The sequence below is a fragment of the bacterium genome, from assembly GCA_019912885.1.
GTDB lineage: Bacteria > Lernaellota > Lernaellaia > JACKCT01 > JACKCT01 > JAIOHV01.
Genome location: JAIOHV010000109.1, coordinates 1 through 16325, shown reverse-complemented (window position 1 = coordinate 16325; position 16325 = coordinate 1). Strand labels below are relative to the sequence as shown.

Here is a 16325-nt window from a genome sequence, read left to right as displayed (position 1 = left end):
TGTCAGAAATTCTGGTACGCGTTCGGGACGCCCTGTCGATACAGGCCGTTCGCCGTTTCGAGCGTCGTTTCAAGGATCCAGGCGTCGTTTTCGTCGCGGCGCTGAATCGCGACGGTGACAAGCGCGTCGTGCCAGATGGCGCCGCCGACCAGAGCCCCCCGATCGTCGATCACAAGGCCGCTCGCGGCGTGCGCGGGATCGGCCAGCACGGTGACATCGAAGCGCAGATCACCCTTGGTCGCGCGCAGCGCGAAATCGGCGTCGCCCTTCTCCATCTCCTTGGCGATGACATCGAGGTCCTGCGTGCGCATCTCAAAGATCTGTCCGTCGATCGAAAGCACGAGCATGATCGCCGGTATCGGGAACGGGCCCAGCAGCAATTCGCCGCCAAACAACGCCAGGGATGCGCCGTCGCCGTCGAAATGCGGCGCGAGCACCGCGAATGTCGCACCCGGAAATTTTTCGCCCCAGAAATGATCCTCGAGGGCGGGCGCGTTGGCGAACGCGATGCGCTGCCCGTCCACGACGATCGCGCCGGTGGCCGCCGCGGTCACGGCGTTGACATGCCAGTTGATCGGAAAGCCCGGAATGTTGGTCAGAAGTCCCATGGTGTCCGGCCAGTCGGCGCCGACATCGACGGTGAACTCGAACTCCACCGCGTCGCCGTGGGTAAACGCCCCGCGCACAACGGACTGCGTGCCGCGGATATCGGCCACCGCGACGTCGCCGATCTGCCGGCTCGCCGAAAACTCGCGCGTCGAGGCCAGCGCGCGCCGAGGCGCGTTGAACATGGTGCCGGTGACCTCGACGATCGCGGCGCGCGTCTCGGGATCGTCCGACCCTGGGTTTGCGACGCCCATCGTGACGGTGAACGCGTGCCCTTGAGCGGGCATCGCGACATGCCAGCTCCAGACCTCGAAATACGGATCGCGCAGGCCGTCCCAGTGATAGCGGTCGGGGTCGGTCGACGGCCAATCCAGCGAGACGCCTTTCCCGAACGGCTCGTCCTCGTCCTCACAGCCGGCCGCGAAAAGGGCGCAACCGGCCACCAGAACGGCGATGACACACAGGCGGCGAAAGCACGGGGCGGTATCCATAAAGCGATTTCTTAACATTTTGGCGAAGACCCTTGTTTTTTCGGCCTTTTCAAGTATGCGCCTCTTTGACACGCGCCGCCGGCTCGGCTATGATCCGATTCCTCTTGGGGAATCGGGGTTGGGTGCAAGGCATTCGTCGCGGCATGGATCCTAACGTCGAAAAACGCACGTCGGAGCGCCGGGACGCCCTCCTTCCGGTCGATTATTACGTCGACCGGAACAGACTGCATAAGCATCATCTGAGCGTCAATATCAGCGAGGGCGGAATCTTCATCCGCACCAAAAACCCGCTGAAGGTCGGCGACGAGCTCGATGTCATCGTTTCGCTGTTCAATCAAAAGGAGCCGGAGTCGCCGCCGCGGCGCGTGGCGATCCACGGCCAGGTGCGCCATATCCGCCGCGCGCGCGGAGACGTTTACGATCCGCTGGCCGGCATGGGCGTGCAATGGCTGGACCTGGACGGCAGCACGTGGAACGAGATCGAAGGCACCGTCCTCGGGCGCGACGAAAGCGCCGCGGAGCGCTCGGCCGAGGCGCTGCGGGAAATGCGGGCGCTCACTCGCCTGTCTCCTCCGACGCAGGCGGAGCACTGACGAGGCCGAGATAAGCGATCAGTCCGCGATCGATTGCGGCGAGTTCGCTGTCCGTGATTCGTCCCAGCCGACGCTGGATTCGCCGATGATCGATCGCGCGGATCTGATCGATCAGCGCATACGAATCATGCGTCAAACGGCTGCCTTTTCCTGGTGAAATTCGCGGATAGAGAATACCGATGCCTGCTGTGCGCGTAACCGGAATGATCGCAACGATGCCGAAACGTTGCGCATCAGAAGTATCGGGACTGCTGACGACAACGCACGGGCGAAAACCGCGTTGTTCATGACCGATCGTCGGGCTGAGGTTTGCGAAAACAATCGTGCCGCGCTCAAGAATCACTCGGTTTCCTCGACCCAACCCTTGCCTTCGACCCATCGGATTGGCGTTCCCGCACTGGGGTCAACGAGACCCTCGTCGCCTTCGGGTAGCCCCGCGGCCCAGTCGGCCAATCCTAGTTCGGCAAATTCTTCCGATTCCGGATGCGGATTTTCGTAAGATAATCGAAGACCCTCATGGAGCTGTCGGGCAAGTTCGTGTTCAATCGCCAGCCGGATGAAATCGCTTCGATCTTTTCCGGACATTTCCAGATGACGCAGCAGTTCCTTCGGCAACTCCACTTCAATTTTTTCCGTCGCGGCCATATCGACCTCCTTCGAAAAGGATAACGCAACGCGGGGCCGAATCCTACCGGCGCGCGAACGAATCAGTCGGCGAGGTTCATCCCGCCGTGCTCCACGGGTTCGAGCGGATCGGCGATCTCCGTGAACGGATCGACGCGGTAGAGGTAGGTCGACCAGGTGCTGTTGGCGATGAAGCGCAGCCCCGCCGCGTCGGCCGCCTGCGACTTGTGCGGCCGCGTGTGTTCGGCCATTTGCTCGGCACACGACATGCCGTCCGAACAATATTGCAGCAGGTCGAATTTTTCGCTCGGCGTCTCGGGATCGGCGATACCGATCACGCGCGCGAGCCACCACTTGGAAAGCAAATAATACGTGTTCGGCACGCGCCACGGATCGCCGGGCACGTCGGCCTTGGGATCGGCCGCCATCCGCACACCCGCCATGGCGAACCGGCTGGCGAGCTGATGTTCCGGGTGCCCCGTGCCGCCCTGCGTCGGGCCGAGGGCGAAAATTACGTCGGGGCGGAAGCGGCGGATCGCCGCCGCGATCTTCAGCGTCGGGTCGCCCTTGTCGATCCACATCCGCGCCAACTCGTGGCGCGGCGGAAAGCTCTCCACCGGAAGCGGCGCGTTGAAGTAGCGCTCGTGCTGAAGGATCGCGTCGTACTCGTACGCGACCTCCATCAGCTCGCGATGCCGCCAGTCGCCCAGGTTGTCGCCGCAGCCGGTCGGCACGTGACACGCGCCGCCGTCACCGTGCGTGAGGACGAGAAGATACACCTCGCCGTTCGCGGCCGCCTTCGACAGCACGCCCCCGGCGAACCCCTCGTCGTCCGGATGCGCGGCCACCCACATGACGCGCACGGGACCGTCGAGAATTTCGTCGAGCGTCTTTTCGACGCCGTCCTTCGGCACGATCCGCGCGCCGCAGGCGGAGGCGAAAGTCAACGCGACGAACGCCGCGATCATTCGGTATTTCATGGCGGTGTTTTTACGACGCGGACGGTTATGTGTCCATGCCGCCTCTCAATCCGCCACGACCGCATCTGCGAGCTTCTCGCGGACGACATTCGCGATCTGCCGGGCCAGGACACGGTTTCCGCGGCCGCCGGGATGGACGGGATCGTAGAAAAGCTCCTGGTTCATGGGCTCGGCGAGAAATCCGGGAATGACGTCGACGAAGGGGTGTCCGTGGCGCCGCGCAAACTGTTCGGGAATTCCCCGGTAGGTGCTCGCGCGGTATCCCGGCGTGCCGGGCTGCAGGCCCTGAGCCCGCAGCGCCTCGATCTGCGATCGATCAGGTGGATGAAAAAAGATGAGTTTAAATCCGTCCTCCCGGCCCATCGCGTCAAACCGCTCGAGATCGGCCCACAAATCCATCTGCGCGTGATAATTTGTGAACGTGTCCGATCCGGCATTCATCGGATCAAGGACGAGCCCCACGGGCGGTCCTTTGATCAGACGTCGCATCGTTCGATAAATTTCGCTCTTGGCCAAATATCGCCGCGCCGTGTAGAGCCGCTTGAACCGCTCCCTCTCCAGTTCGCGCCGATAGAGGTAGACATCCCGCCGCCCGTCCCCTTGTCCACCTACAACCAACACGTCCGGTCGCCATTTTCGCAATAGGCGCTGGAATAGCAGAAGCTGTTGGAGGAGGCACGTTCCGGGCAGCCCCGCGTTGAAAACCTCCACACGCCCTTCGCCAAAATCCTTCTCCAACTCGACTTGCAGACGATAGGGATACGAGTCTTCGAGAGGACCGTAACCGGCGGTCGTGGAGTCGCCCATGCAGATGACGCGGCGGAGGCCGGGTGTCCGCTCGCGTGGGAGGGGTTTGCCGCGAAATCCATGCTCATTGAGGTGTTCGCCGTCCTTGGAGTACGGGTACACGGTGCCGGGCAACATCACATATTCGATGTCATAGATGTCGGAATAGACCTTGTCGACATTCGCGCGAGCGATTCCGGACACGCGCAACAGCGCTTCGAGCGAGACCAGAATCGCGATCACTACGATACCCGCAAACCGGATCCGGGTTGTGTTACGGACGAGGTTGTGCGCGTACCACGGGATGGGCCGAATCGGCATGGCGCGACCTCAGCGAACTCCGGACGCGCGCCACGGCGCGGCACGCCCGTCTAAGCGCAACGTGCTTCCGGAAACGTGCGCCGCAACCCGACGGCGTTTGCACGGCGCCGGCAAAAACGCTCCGTCAACACCCGCAACAGCCGTCGTCGTCGTCGTCATCATCACCACCGTCGTCGTCGTGGGTGGCGTCGTCATCGTCGTCATCGTCGTCGCCCGCGCCGTCGTCGTCAGAGTCGTCGTCATCCGCGTCGTCGTCGTCCGCGTCGTCGTCGTCGTCGCCGCCCGTAAGAAGCGGAACCGTGTATCGCGCCGTGACGATCGCGGCGCCGTCGCCGTCGTCGTAACCGATCACCACGTACAGGAGCCCGGTATCCGAAAACGCCATCATGGCGCTTGACTCGCCCACGTCGGTGTCGTCTCCGAAGATATCCTTCGAGACCTCGAGCGTACGCGGCACGATTTCCTCCTTCGCATCACCTGACGCGACGGCCATGTCGGCGACGTAAACTTCTACGTCGAGTTGGTCGTCCGCGGGCGTCACAAGATTCGAGACCGCGACCAGGTTGCGATACGCCGTGACATCGGCGAGTACGGCGTCGTCTCCCTGCGCCGCGAGCTTCGTAAACGAGCCCGCCTCGTCGCCGTCCTCATCGTACGCGCGCAGGACGATTTCCTCGCCGGCGGACTTGAACGCAAGCCGCGCGCCCAGGAAATACCGTCGCGGTTCCACAAAATCGAACCCGGGGGAATAGTCGCCGCCGAGGAGCCGGTCGGACGACTCGTCATCCCACGCCGGCCAGCCGGAAACGGGATCGCCCGGATTCTGCGGATCGACGATATAGACCTTCGACGTCTGAAACGAGCCGAGATCGAATTCGTTGTAGAGAAGGTGCGCCTCGCCTTCCGGCCCGGGAAAGAAATCGACGAGAATTTCGTTCTCGGTTCCGTCGGGAAGGTATTCGACGCTGAACGTCGTGCCGCCGAACTCGTCAAATCCTTTCACGAAGCCGCCCGCCTGGAGGCCCGGCGTCAGGACGGAACCGGCGACGATCGCCCCGGATCCGTTGGGCAGAAGGTGCAATCCGCGCGTGTGGCCGCCGTCCGAGGCCTTCCAGGTCTTCGTCCAGTCCCACTGGGCGGTCAACGACGGGCTGTCGACCGCGATGCGGCCCAGGAAGGCGTTTTCGCCAAAGGCGTCGTCGACGGCATAACCGGTGGCCCACAGGGTATTGTTCACGGCCAGAACCCGGAGCCCGCATCCGAATTGATCGTTTAGGTTGAAATTCACGGTGAAGCCTTCGAGCGCGGACTCGCCCGGATCGACGCCGGTGAAAAAGTCGCCGCCAAACGATCCCGTGAATCCGACCCCGCCGCCGGCGATTCCGGTGACGGAAAAAAGCCCGGCCCAGGCCGGATCGACAAAAGTAATCAGATCGGAAACCTCGCCGCCGTCGAAGTTCGTCGCATCGTCGACGCCGAAGGCGCCCGCGGCGTAGCCGCCCTGCCCGTAGCCATAAAAGCCGACCCACAAGGGGTTGCGGGCGGGGCCGTTACTGATGCTTGTTGCGTGGAAATTCTCGAAAGCGGCCGCGAGTTCGGGGTTCAATTTCGATAGATACAGCGATCCCTCGAAATCGAAGTCGCCCGCGTCGTCGTCAGCCGCAGCGCCGCTCGCGGCGAAAAGCAACAGTCCGGCCACCAGAAATCGAAAACGCCTCACATCGCACCTCCATTCGGGCCGCAAGCCCGCCTGTCCGATCGAAATGTTGAGGGGCGAATATACTCGAATTCGCGGGAGGCGGATCGAAAAAATTCGCGTCAGGCGGGGGCGGATACAGTCGCGGCCTCGGCGCGCGAGGCTTGCGCCGGCAAATCCGTCAGCGGCCCCGCGGCGCGGGCGGCGCGAAGCGCGTTCGCGATGGAGACAACGTCGATCGCCTCCTGCGTGAGCGCGCCGGCCACGGGGGGGAGAAGGCCGAACGCCGCGAATCCCATCCCCACGACGGAAAGCGCCATGCCGCCCACGGCACTTTGCAGCGCGATCGACAAAAAGCGCCGCGAGATGTGCAAAAGCTCGTCCACCTTGTCGAGCGTGGGGTTCAGGATCACCGCGCCCGCGGCCTGCGACGCGGGGTCGTTCGATGTACCGAACGCGACGCCCACCGTCGCCATGGCGAGCGCGGGCGCGTCGTTAATGCCGTCGCCGATCATCAGCGTCTGCGCGAGGCGCGTTTCCTCCTTCACGATACGCACCTTGTCCTCGGGGCTTGCCTCCGCGTGGATCTCCGTGATGCCGACGCGGCCGGCGAGGTGCTCCACCTCCGAGCGCCGGTCGCCCGAAACCAGAAGCACGCGCCTTATCGTGTGACGCGGCCCGAGATGGCTGACGAACGAATGCGCCTCGTCGCGCGGCTCATCGCGGAACGCGAGCGTCGCGGCCCACGCGCCGTCAATCATCACGACCGCCTCGAGCCCCGCGTCCCGGCCGGGGATGGCGTGCTCCGGCATCTCGCCGGCGTCCGCGAGTTTGCGCCGGCTCGTCAGATACACCTCGCGCCCGTCGACGTGGCCGGTCAGGCCGCGGCCGGGCTGCTCGCTCACGTCGGCGACCTTCGCGTCCGCAAGGCCGCGCGATTTCGCCGCCTCGACGACCGCCACGGCGAGCGGGTGCTTGGAATACGCCTCGAGCGCGGCCGCCAGGCGCAGCGCCTCGTTTGCGTCGATTCCCGGCGCGGCCATGACTTCGGTCAGCACGGGACGGCCGAAGGTGAGCGTGCCCGTCTTGTCGATGATCGCGGTGCGGCAGCGGTCGATGCGCTCGAGCACCGTCGGATCCTTGATGATGATGCCGCGCCGGGCCGACAGCGAGATCGACGCGATGAGCGCGACGGGGATCGCGATCAGAAGCGGGCACGGCGTGGCGACGACCATCACCGCGAGAAAACGGATCGGTTCGCCGGTCGCGGCCCAGGCGGCGACGCCGATGCCAACGGCGATCGGCGTATAAAGCGCGCCCAGCCGATCGGCCAGGCGCCGGATGCGCGGGCGCGTCATCTCGGATTGGCGCATCACCTCCATGATCTTCGCGTAGCGCGAATCGACGGCGCGCCGCGTCGCGCGGATCGTCAGCGCGCTTTCGCCGTTCACCGCGCCGGAGATCACCGCGGAACCCGGCGCCTTGCTCATGTCGTACGGCTCGCCGGTGAGGTACGCCTCGTTCATCGTACCGTGCCCCTCGATCACCTCGCCGTCCGCGGGGCACGCCTCGTGCGGCAGCACGACAAGAAGATCGCCCACCGCGATGGCGTCGATCGCGATGTCGACGAATCGCTCGCCGTCTTTGCGATGCGCGACGCTCGGCATGCGCGCGGCAAGCGCCGCAAGTGCGCTGGAGGCGCGGCGCACGGCAAAGCTCTCGAGCGCCTGCCCGCCCGAGAGCATCAGCACCACAAGCGCGCCCGCCAGGTACTCGCCGAGAATGACCGACGTGACGATCGCGACGCCGGCGAGAACATCGGAACCGAAATCCGCGCGCAGAAGATCGCGCGTCAGCTCGTAGAGGAGCGGCACGCCGCCGAGCGCAAGCGCGGCATAAAGCGGAAGGTTCGCGTGGGGAGAATCGAAAACGAAGCGGAGGAGAAGATGCGCGGCGAGGGAAACAAGCGTGAACGCGGCGATGGCCGCCGACCGAGAAACGCCGCGGAAGTCGAACATGGGAGAGCTTTGGATTCTCTCCCGGCCGGCATTTACCACCGCGTCCACGCAACCTGTGTCTTGCCAAAGAGAATCGTCATTCAACCCACTCATACGCTAGTCCTCTCGCGCCTTTATGTCCGGCAAGACAACTTGACGCGCGTCAAGCCGCGCGGCCGCGTTCGTACCAATTCTATCGGGATGAGCCAGATCGCCTGAACGACACGCGCACGATGCGCCGCCACACGGGAATTCCCGCGGCGCGGCACGTTTCGGCGCCTCTCAGCTTGACGATGCCAAGCCGCGCCCGCAAGCTTTGTCCGTCATCCATTCGTCAGGGGAACGCATGTCGGACATGACGGGGCGCGTCGTTCTGGTGACCGGCGCGACAAGCGGAATCGGATTTGTCACCGCGCGCGAATTGCACAGCATGGGCGCGTCGGTCATCGTGCACGGCCGCACCGAAGAAAAAGCCCGGCGCGCGATCAACGACATCGCGCGCGACGCCGCTCGCCTTCACGCGGCCGCGGGCGATTTCGAATCGCTCGACGACGTGCGACGCATGGCGGCGGATATCAAGGCGCGCTTTCCGAAAATCCACGTGCTCGTCAACAACGCGGGCCTGTGGTCGCCAAAACGCGAGGAGACGCGCGATGGCTTCGAGAAGCACTTCGGCGTCAACCACCTCGCGCCGTTTCTGCTGGCGAACCTCCTGCTCGATAACATCCGCGCGGGCGCGCCGGCGCGCGTCGTCAACGTCGCCTCGCGCCTGCACCGCCTCTCGCGCATCGACTTCGACGACCTGCAATTTCACAATGGCTACAAGAGCCCCGTCGCCTACGGGCGCAGCAAGATCGCGAACATCATGTTCTCGCGCGAGCTGGCGCGGAGAAACTCGCCGGACGTGCTGACCTCGAACAGCCTGCACCCGGGCGGCATCTCCACGAACATCACGCGCGGCAAGAGCTGGTGGATGGACGCCCTGACCGCGGTGGCGGATCGCGTCTTTCTCATCTCGCCGGAAGAAGGCGCGAAGACGCAGATCTACCTGGCAAGCTCGCCGGAAGCGGAGGGGGTGACGGGAAAATATTTCGCAAAGTGCCGCGAGGCGACGCTCTACCCCACCGCGCGTGACGACGCCGACGACGCGCGCCTGTGGGACGAAAGCGCGAAGCTGGTGGGATTGTGATGTCGAGGATTCGCAATGTCAGTGCCGTTTGCGATGTCAGTGCCGCTTGCGATGTCAGGGCCGCAAACGGAGCGAAGCGGAGTGCGCGGTCGGCCACGACCCGGCATTGGCGCATTCGCGATGTCAGGGCCGCAAACGGAGCGAAGCGGAGTGCGCGGTCGATACCGCCCCGGAATTGGCGCATTCGCGATGTCAGGGCCGCAAACGAAGCGCAGCGGAGTGCGCGGTCGGCCACGCCCCGGCATTGGCGCATTTGCGATGTCAGGGCCGCAAACGGAGCGAGGCGGAGTGCGCGGTCGGCCACGACCCGGCATTGGCGCATTCGCGATGTCAGGGCCGCTTGCGATGTCAGGGCCGCAAACGGAGCGAAGCGGAGTGCGCGGTCGGCCACGCCCCAGCATTCGCGCATTCGCCATCGGACACGGGCACGCGCACGGGATCAGGCCTAACCCATGTCCGAACTCCTCATCATCCGCCACGGACAGGCGAGCTTCGCCGGCCAAGGCAGCTACGACGTGCTCTCGCCGATCGGCCAGGAGCAGGCGCGCCTTCTCGGCGCACGTTTTCGCGAGCGTAACGTCGCCATCGACGTGTGGCTCTCCGGCACGCTCGACCGCCAGATGCGTTCCGCCGAAATCGCCATGGAGGAATCGCACGCGACGCCGCTTCTCACCGATCCGCGCTTCAACGAGCACGACACGTTTACGATCATCCGCGCGCAGGCCGAGGCGATCGTCGCGGAAGATCCCCTTTACGCCGAGGCGATCGAGAACATGTTCGCCGACCGCCGCGCCCTGGCCCGCGTGCTCCAAACGGGCCTTTCACGCTGGGCATCCGGCGATCACGAAATCGCGGGCGTCGAACGTTTTGCGGAATACCGCGACCGCGTCGCCGGGGCGATCCACGCGGTGATGCAGGCCGAGGGACGCGGGCGGCGCATCGCGATCGTCACCTCCGGCGGGCCCGTCGGGCTGTCGATGCAGATGGCGCTCGGACTTTCCGATACCGCGGCGATCCTGCTTGGCACCAACGTGCGCAACATGTCGGTCACGACCTATCGTTTCCGCGAGGATTCGATGACGCTGCTTGAGTTCAACAACGTCGCGCATCTCGAGGACGCGCGCGACCCGCGGCTGGTGACCTTTCTCTAGGGGGACGGCGATGGATTTTTCGATCGACAGCCAGACGCGCGACCTGCTCGCCCGCGTCCGCGCGTTCGTGGACGAGGATTTGATTCCGTTCGAGACGCGCGCGTTCGCAGGGACGGAAAATCCCTTGCGCCTGCTGGACGAAAAACGCGAGCGCGTAAAGGAGCTTGGCCTGTGGGCGCCGCCGCATCCGAAAGAGCATGGCGGCATGGGCCTTGGCCTCGTGACGCACGGCCTCGTCTCCGAGGAGCTTGGCCGCACACCGCTCGGGCACTACGTCTTCGGCTGCCAGGCGCCGGACGCGGCGAACGTCGAGATCCTCCACACGTTCGGCACCGACGAACAGAAGGCGCGGTGGCTTGGACCGCTCGTCGCCGGCGAGATTCGCTCCAGCTTCGGCATGACCGAGCCGGAGAACCCCGGCTCGAATCCCACGATGCTGAGCACGACCGCCGTCGCCGACGGCGACGATTGGGTCATCAACGGGCGCAAGTGGTTCACCACCGGCGCGGACGGCTCCGCGTTCTGCGTCGTCATGGCGATCACGCACCCCGACGCGCCGATCTACACGCGCGCGTCGATGATCCTCGTGCCCACGGACACGCGCGGCTATCGCCTGGTGCGCAACATTCCGGTGATGGGCCACGCGGGCGGCGGGCCGTTTTCGCACGGAGAAGTCGAATTCGAAAACTGCCGCGTACCGCGCACGAACACACTCGGCGGAGAGGCGTTCGGTTTTGCCATCGCGCAGGAACGCCTGGGGCCCGGCCGCATCCACCACTGCATGCGCTGGCTTGGCATCTGCAAACGCGCGTACGAAATGATGTGCGCCTACGCGGCAAAGCGCCCGATCCATCCGGATGGCCGTCCACTCGGCACCAAGGGCATGGTGCAGGGATGGATCGCCGAATCCGCCGCCGAGATCGAAGCCGCGCGCTGGATGGTGCTGCACGCGGCGTGGAAGATCGAGCAGATCGGCCAGAAGGAGGCGCGCGACGAGGTATCGCTCATCAAGTTCCACGTCGCGAACGTGCTGCAGCGCGTCGTCGATCGCGCGATCCAGGTGCACGGCGGGCTTGGCGTCACGGATGACACGATCCTCGCGCACTGGTATCGCCACGAGCGCGCCGCGCGCATCTACGACGGCGCCGACGAGGTGCACAAGGAATCGTTCGCGCGCCGCACGCTGCGCCGGTACGGGATGGCGAAATGAGCGCGCCGTTTGTCGATCGCGCCAAACCCGTGCGCGCCGGCGAGGAGCTTGTTACCGCGGGTGTCGCGTCGTTCCTGCGCGATCACCTGCCGCATCTTGCGGGCGAGCTTCGCGTAACGCAGTACCCCAGCGGGTTCTCGAACCTGACGTACCTGCTTACGTTCGATGACCGAACGTTCGTGTTGCGGCGCCCGCCATTCGGCAAAAAGGCAAAGACGGCGCACGACATGAGCCGCGAGTACCGCGTGCTCGCCGCGCTGCATCCCGTATTTCCGCAAGCGCCGCGGCCCGTTGCCTACACGGACGACGAGACGCTGATCGGCGCGCCGTTCTACGTGATGGAGCGCGTGGAGGGCATCATCCTTCGCGCCAATCCGCCGAAGGGTTTCGAGCTGTCGGCCGATTCCGCGCGGCGGCTTTGCGAGCGCTTCGTCGAGGTGTGGGCGAAGCTTCACGAGGTGGATTACGCCGCGATCGGCCTTGGCGATTTCGGCAAGCCGCAAGGCTACGTGCGCCGGCAGGTGGAGGGATGGAGTCGGCGCTACCGCGATGCGCGCACCCCCGACGCGCCCGGCTGCGAGGAGGTGATGGCGTGGATCGGCGCCAATCAGCCGCCGGACACGACGCATCCCTGCCTCATTCATAACGATTACAAGTTCGACAACGTCGTGCTCGATCCGCAAACGCTCGACGTGATCGGCGTGCTGGACTGGGAGATGGCGACGATCGGCGACCCGATGATGGATCTCGGATCGAGCCTCGCGTACTGGGTGCAGGCCGACGATCCGGACGAACAACTCATGACGCGCTGGCTCCCCACGCACCTGCCCGGCATGTTTACGCGGCGCGAGCTTTGCGAGGCGTGGTCCGCGCGCACCGGGCGCGCACTGCACGACCTGGAGTTCTATTACGTGTTCGGCCTGTTTCGCCTGGGCGTCATTGCCCAGCAGATTTATTACCGATTCTTCCACGGCCAGACGAAGGATGCGCGCTTCGCGATGCTCGTTCACGTCGTCAAGATGCTCGACGACGCCGCGCGCCGCGTCATTGCGGGAGGCGGCGTATGACGGACGAGTCCCAAAAATTGGAACCGCGACCGTCAGGGAGCGGGTCTCTCCACGACGAACCGCGACCGTCAGGGAGCGGGTCGACTTCATCCGTCCGCGTCGAACGCGACGGCCCTGTCTACACCGTCATCATCGATCGCGCCGACCGGCGTAACGCCGTGGACGGCCCAACGGCCCGCGAGCTGACGCTGGCGTTTCGCGCGTTCGAAGCGGACGACGCAGCGCGCGTCGCGGTGCTGTACGGCGAGGGCGGAAACTTTTGCGCGGGCGCGGACCTGAAGGCGATGGGATCGGACACCGGCAACGTCGCGGACATCGAGGGCGACGGCCCGCTCGGCCCGACGCGCCTGGTGCTCGGCAAGCCCGTGATCGCCGCGGTCGCCGGGTTTGCCGTCGCCGGCGGACTGGAGCTGGCGCTCTGGTGCGATCTGCGCGTCGCGGAAGAATCCGCCGTGTTCGGTGTGTTCTGCCGTAGATGGGGCGTGCCGCTCATCGACGGCGGCACCGTCCGCCTGCCACGTTTGATCGGTCACTCGCGCGCGATGGACATGATCCTCCCCGGGCGCGGCGTGCCCGCGCGCGAGGCGCTCGCGTTCGGGCTCGCCAACCGCGTCGTCGCGGACGGCACGGCGCGCGCCGAGGCCGAGAATCTGGCGCGGCGGATCGCGGCGTTTCCCCAAACCTGCATGCGCGGCGATCGCATGTCCGCGATCGAGCAATGGGATCTGCCGTTTGACCGCGCGACGAAAAACGAATTCCGCCACGGCGCCGAATCGCTCGCGACCGACGAGATCGGACAGGGTCTCGACGCGTTTCGCGCGGGGCGCGGCCGCGGCGGCGCCTTCGAGGAGTGACGATGAGCGATTCCGTTTTGTACGAGAGCGACGATCGCATCGCGCGCATCACGCTCAATCGCCCCGCTCAACTTAACGCCATCGACCGCGACATGCCGCGCATGCTCGCCGACGCCGTCGCACGCGCGAACGCCGACGACGCCGTGCACGTCGTCGTATTGACCGGCGCCGGCCGCGCGTTCTGCGCGGGCTACGATCTGAAGATCTGGGCGGAAACGCCGGGAACGCACGAGGGCTTTCAGGCGATGCCGTGGGATCCGACGAAAGATTTCCGGATGATGCACGCCAACACGCTTTCCTTCATGAGCCTGTGGCGCTCGGCCAAGCCGACGATCGCGACGGTGCGCGGATTCGCCGTGGGCGGCGGGTCGGACATCGCGCTTTGCTGCGATCTTGTCGTCATGGCCGACGACGCGCGCATCGGCTATCCGCCCGCGCGGCTGTGGGGATGCCCGACGACGGCGATGTGGGTGTATCGCGTCGGCGCCGAACGCGCCAAGCGCCTTTTGCTGACGGGCGATCTCGTCACCGGCGCCGAGGCCGCGTCGATGGGGCTTGTCGGCGAAGCCGTGCCGGAAGCCGGTCTCGACGCGCGCGTGGACGCGCTTGCCGCGCGCATCGCGAGCGTGCCGGTCAATCAACTGATGATGCAAAAGCTTGTCGTCAATCAGGCCTACGAAAACATGGGCCTTGCCTCAACGCAGATCCTCGCCACGTTTTTTGACGGCATCGCGCGCCACACGCCCGAAGGCGTCGCGTTCAAACAACGCTGCGAGGAGGTCGGCTTTCAGCAGGCGGTGAAGGAAAGGGATGGCGGCTCGTCATCCTGAGCAATGCGCTCGTCATTCTGAGCGAAGCGCTCGTCATCCTGAGCAAAGCGCTCGTCATCCTGAGCGAAGCGAAGGATCTGGCCCCGTCCTTGTTGCAGCGTGGCCGTCAGCCAGGGCGTAGCCAGATCCTTCGGCTCGCTGCGCTCGCCTCAGGATGACGTCGTCACTCGTTACTCGTCACTTGCGACGAACATTCCCAATTCCCAATTCAAATCGGCTCGAGCTGCCCGTCCGTCGGTTCGGCGCAGCAGAACCACGCCTCGGACAATCGCGGCGGGCGGGCGCGGCCGGCGGGAAGATCGAAGCCCGCCTCCTCGTCGGCGCTCGCCGGCGTGCCGTCGACGACGAGCGTCGCTCCGTCTCCGTTTTTCCGCACATCGACGTTTCGCCCTTCGGCTATCGCGCGCGCGCAAAGGCGGATGCGGCGATACGTCGCCGCGGGGTCTTCGCCGCGATCCGCCGCGTCGGAGACGATCGCCGCGACGTGCCGTTGCAACGCGTCCATGCGCGGATCGGGGTGCGTCCAGGTGTAGCTGAGCGAATTTTCGTTGAACGCGCCGAGGCGCGATTTCATTTCCGGGTCGTTAAGCAACGCCGAGCCCGGCGGCACGAGCAGGCGGATCGATAGCTGCACCGGGTCGATCGCGTCGCCCATGTCGTCCGTGTCGATAAAATCCAGAATGTCGAGATAGCCGCAAAGCGTCTCCCACGGCGAAAACGGCACGAGCGACGGACGTAGCCACAGCCCGGCCTCGCGTACGATCGCCACCGCCTCGCGCACGTCGGCGCCCGTGTGCCGCTTTTTCAGATGATCGAGCACCTCGTCGGAAAGCGACTCGACCGCGGCAACAACAAATAGGCATCCGCGCGACGCAAGCCGCGGGATCAATTCGCGATGGTTGATGATGTGCTCGATCTTGATCGTCGCGTCAAACGTGACGCCCGGAAACTCGGCGTGCAGCGTGTCGGCGACGCGCATCGCGTGCGTCGGGCCGTTGAAAAAGTCGGGGTCGCCAAACGTTATGTGCCGCGCGCCCTCGGCGACGAGCTGGCGGATCTCGGCCATCACGACATCGACGGGCACCGCGAAAAATCGCCCGCCGTAAAGCGGCGTGATCGGACAATGTGTGCAGACGTGCTTGCACCCGCGGCTGGCTTCGACGTACCCGGTCAGGCGCTCCTCGCCGTCAACGAGCAGCTTGGCGTACGACGCAAGCGGCGCGAGCGCGTCGCGCTGGGCGGCAACGAGCGGAAACTTCTTGATGTACGGCGCGGCGGGCGTCGTGATCGTGCGAACGCCCTCGATGCCCTCTCCTTCGCCCGTCGCATCGAGCGCGCGCGCGAGCTTGACGAGCGGCTCCTCGAACTCACCGCCGATGACGAAATCGGCGAGCCCTTTTTCCAACAAGTGGTCCGCGTTCAGATGCGCGTACAGGCCATAGAACGCGATGCGGGCCCACGGATGCCGTTCGCGAACACGCTCGGCGACGCGGATGCCAAGGCGCGTCGCGGTCAGCATCGGCGCACTGATCGCGACAAGCGACGCGTGCGCGACCGCATCGAGGTCAAGGCGCGCCACGGCCAGATCGACGACCGCCGGCGCGAACCCCGCGCGGCGCAGGAAAGCGAGCGGCGACGCGACGGCCATCGGCTGATGGCCAAGCTCGTAACACGAGACAAGAAGGACCGCGCCCGGCGCGCGCAACGTGCCGCGCACGCGATCGCGCGCGTCCGATTGGTGATCAAGGCGGAAAATCATCGAGGCGTCGCACCGCTGGGGTCCATCACGTCCATCGGCTCCATGATGACCATGCGTATGTCATGGGTCGGACGGAAACGCGGGGCGTAAACGTGATCGGCCGATTATTTCGACGCGCGGCCGCCGCCGCATCCGCCGCCGCCACATCCGCCGCCGCCGCCACCGCCGCCC

General features: G+C 65.5%; 15 protein-coding genes. 7 read left to right on the top strand and 8 right to left on the bottom strand.

The features are described 5' to 3' along the window. Nucleotides 1-2: 2 nt before the first annotated feature. Nucleotides 3-1097, bottom strand: a complete 1095-nt coding sequence (locus tag K8I61_09335; GenBank protein ID MBZ0272229.1) for a hypothetical protein — start codon at nucleotides 1095-1097, stop codon at nucleotides 3-5. A gap of 143 nt (nucleotides 1098-1240) precedes the next feature. Between K8I61_09335 and K8I61_09330 the strand changes: the two genes are divergently transcribed. Next, nucleotides 1241-1690 (top strand): PilZ domain-containing protein, encoded by a 450-nt coding sequence (locus K8I61_09330; GenBank protein MBZ0272228.1) that lies wholly within the window; start codon nucleotides 1241-1243, stop codon nucleotides 1688-1690. Here the strand turns inward: K8I61_09330 and K8I61_09325 are convergent. The 6 genes from K8I61_09325 to cadA all read right to left on the bottom strand — a co-directional run bounded on the left by K8I61_09325 (nucleotide 1653) and on the right by cadA (nucleotide 8115). Then, the gene (locus tag K8I61_09325; GenBank protein MBZ0272227.1) at nucleotides 1653-2033 is read right to left on the bottom strand and encodes a type II toxin-antitoxin system PemK/MazF family toxin; all 381 of its coding nucleotides are present in this window, start codon (nucleotides 2031-2033) and stop codon (nucleotides 1653-1655) included. The two genes, K8I61_09330 and K8I61_09325, sit on opposite strands and share 38 nt — an antisense overlap. Beyond that, a complete protein-coding gene (locus tag K8I61_09320; GenBank protein ID MBZ0272226.1) occupies nucleotides 2030-2335 on the bottom strand; it encodes a hypothetical protein in 306 nt (101 codons plus the stop codon). Before K8I61_09320 ends, K8I61_09325 begins: the two co-directional genes overlap by 4 nt. Before the next feature lie 62 nt (nucleotides 2336-2397). Next, on the bottom strand, nucleotides 2398-3294 hold the full coding sequence (locus K8I61_09315) for a PIG-L family deacetylase (GenBank protein MBZ0272225.1): 897 nt from the start codon (nucleotides 3292-3294) through the stop codon (nucleotides 2398-2400). Between the two features lie 45 nt (nucleotides 3295-3339). Further along, nucleotides 3340-4401 carry an SGNH/GDSL hydrolase family protein gene (locus tag K8I61_09310; protein ID MBZ0272224.1) on the bottom strand — a complete coding sequence of 354 codons (1062 nt, stop codon included), beginning with the start codon at nucleotides 4399-4401 and terminating at the stop codon, nucleotides 3340-3342. Between the two features lie 124 nt (nucleotides 4402-4525). Further along, on the bottom strand, nucleotides 4526-6121 hold the full coding sequence (locus K8I61_09305; GenBank protein MBZ0272223.1) for a hypothetical protein: 1596 nt from the start codon (nucleotides 6119-6121) through the stop codon (nucleotides 4526-4528). Between the two features lie 98 nt (nucleotides 6122-6219). Next, entirely contained in the window at nucleotides 6220-8115 is a 1896-nt protein-coding gene (gene cadA / locus K8I61_09300) for a cadmium-translocating P-type ATPase (protein ID MBZ0272222.1), read from the bottom strand. A gap of 334 nt (nucleotides 8116-8449) precedes the next feature. Between cadA and K8I61_09295 the strand changes: the two genes are divergently transcribed. The 6 genes from K8I61_09295 to K8I61_09270 all read left to right on the top strand — a co-directional run bounded on the left by K8I61_09295 (nucleotide 8450) and on the right by K8I61_09270 (nucleotide 14395). Further along, nucleotides 8450-9283, top strand: coding sequence for an SDR family oxidoreductase (locus K8I61_09295; protein ID MBZ0272221.1), 834 nt, complete (start codon nucleotides 8450-8452; stop codon nucleotides 9281-9283). A 452-nt stretch (nucleotides 9284-9735) separates the two neighbouring features. Beyond that, entirely contained in the window at nucleotides 9736-10434 is a 699-nt protein-coding gene (locus K8I61_09290; GenBank protein ID MBZ0272220.1) for a phosphoglycerate mutase family protein, read from the top strand. Between the two features lie 10 nt (nucleotides 10435-10444). Continuing rightward, entirely contained in the window at nucleotides 10445-11644 is a 1200-nt protein-coding gene (locus K8I61_09285; protein MBZ0272219.1) for an acyl-CoA dehydrogenase family protein, read from the top strand. Beyond that, nucleotides 11641-12711 carry a phosphotransferase family protein gene (locus K8I61_09280; protein ID MBZ0272218.1) on the top strand — a complete coding sequence of 357 codons (1071 nt, stop codon included), beginning with the start codon at nucleotides 11641-11643 and terminating at the stop codon, nucleotides 12709-12711. Before K8I61_09285 ends, K8I61_09280 begins: the two co-directional genes overlap by 4 nt. Further along, entirely contained in the window at nucleotides 12708-13565 is an 858-nt protein-coding gene (locus K8I61_09275; protein MBZ0272217.1) for a crotonase/enoyl-CoA hydratase family protein, read from the top strand. The genes K8I61_09280 and K8I61_09275 overlap by 4 nt, the downstream gene beginning before the upstream one ends. A gap of 2 nt (nucleotides 13566-13567) precedes the next feature. Next, on the top strand, nucleotides 13568-14395 hold the full coding sequence (locus K8I61_09270) for a crotonase/enoyl-CoA hydratase family protein (GenBank protein ID MBZ0272216.1): 828 nt from the start codon (nucleotides 13568-13570) through the stop codon (nucleotides 14393-14395). 208 nt (nucleotides 14396-14603) lie between these two features. Here the strand turns inward: K8I61_09270 and K8I61_09265 are convergent, their stop codons facing one another. Then, nucleotides 14604-16154, bottom strand: a complete 1551-nt coding sequence (locus tag K8I61_09265; protein MBZ0272215.1) for a B12-binding domain-containing radical SAM protein — start codon at nucleotides 16152-16154, stop codon at nucleotides 14604-14606. Between the last annotated feature and the right edge of the window lie 171 nt (nucleotides 16155-16325).

Coding starts and splice junctions, on each gene's coding strand:
- K8I61_09290 (MBZ0272220.1), top strand. CDS start 9,736: ATGTCCGAACTCCTCATCATCCGCCACGGACAGGCGAGCTTCGCCGGC.
- K8I61_09310 (MBZ0272224.1), bottom strand. CDS start 4,401: ATGCCGATTCGGCCCATCCCGTGGTACGCGCACAACCTCGTCCGTAAC.
- K8I61_09330 (MBZ0272228.1), top strand. CDS start 1,241: ATGGATCCTAACGTCGAAAAACGCACGTCGGAGCGCCGGGACGCCCTC.
- K8I61_09285 (MBZ0272219.1), top strand. CDS start 10,445: ATGGATTTTTCGATCGACAGCCAGACGCGCGACCTGCTCGCCCGCGTC.
- K8I61_09335 (MBZ0272229.1), bottom strand. CDS start 1,097: ATGGATACCGCCCCGTGCTTTCGCCGCCTGTGTGTCATCGCCGTTCTG.
- K8I61_09275 (MBZ0272217.1), top strand. CDS start 12,708: ATGACGGACGAGTCCCAAAAATTGGAACCGCGACCGTCAGGGAGCGGG.
- K8I61_09320 (MBZ0272226.1), bottom strand. CDS start 2,335: ATGGCCGCGACGGAAAAAATTGAAGTGGAGTTGCCGAAGGAACTGCTG.
- K8I61_09270 (MBZ0272216.1), top strand. CDS start 13,568: ATGAGCGATTCCGTTTTGTACGAGAGCGACGATCGCATCGCGCGCATC.
- K8I61_09315 (MBZ0272225.1), bottom strand. CDS start 3,294: ATGAAATACCGAATGATCGCGGCGTTCGTCGCGTTGACTTTCGCCTCC.
- cadA (MBZ0272222.1), bottom strand. CDS start 8,115: ATGTTCGACTTCCGCGGCGTTTCTCGGTCGGCGGCCATCGCCGCGTTC.
- K8I61_09280 (MBZ0272218.1), top strand. CDS start 11,641: ATGAGCGCGCCGTTTGTCGATCGCGCCAAACCCGTGCGCGCCGGCGAG.
- K8I61_09295 (MBZ0272221.1), top strand. CDS start 8,450: ATGACGGGGCGCGTCGTTCTGGTGACCGGCGCGACAAGCGGAATCGGA.
- K8I61_09265 (MBZ0272215.1), bottom strand. CDS start 16,154: ATGATTTTCCGCCTTGATCACCAATCGGACGCGCGCGATCGCGTGCGC.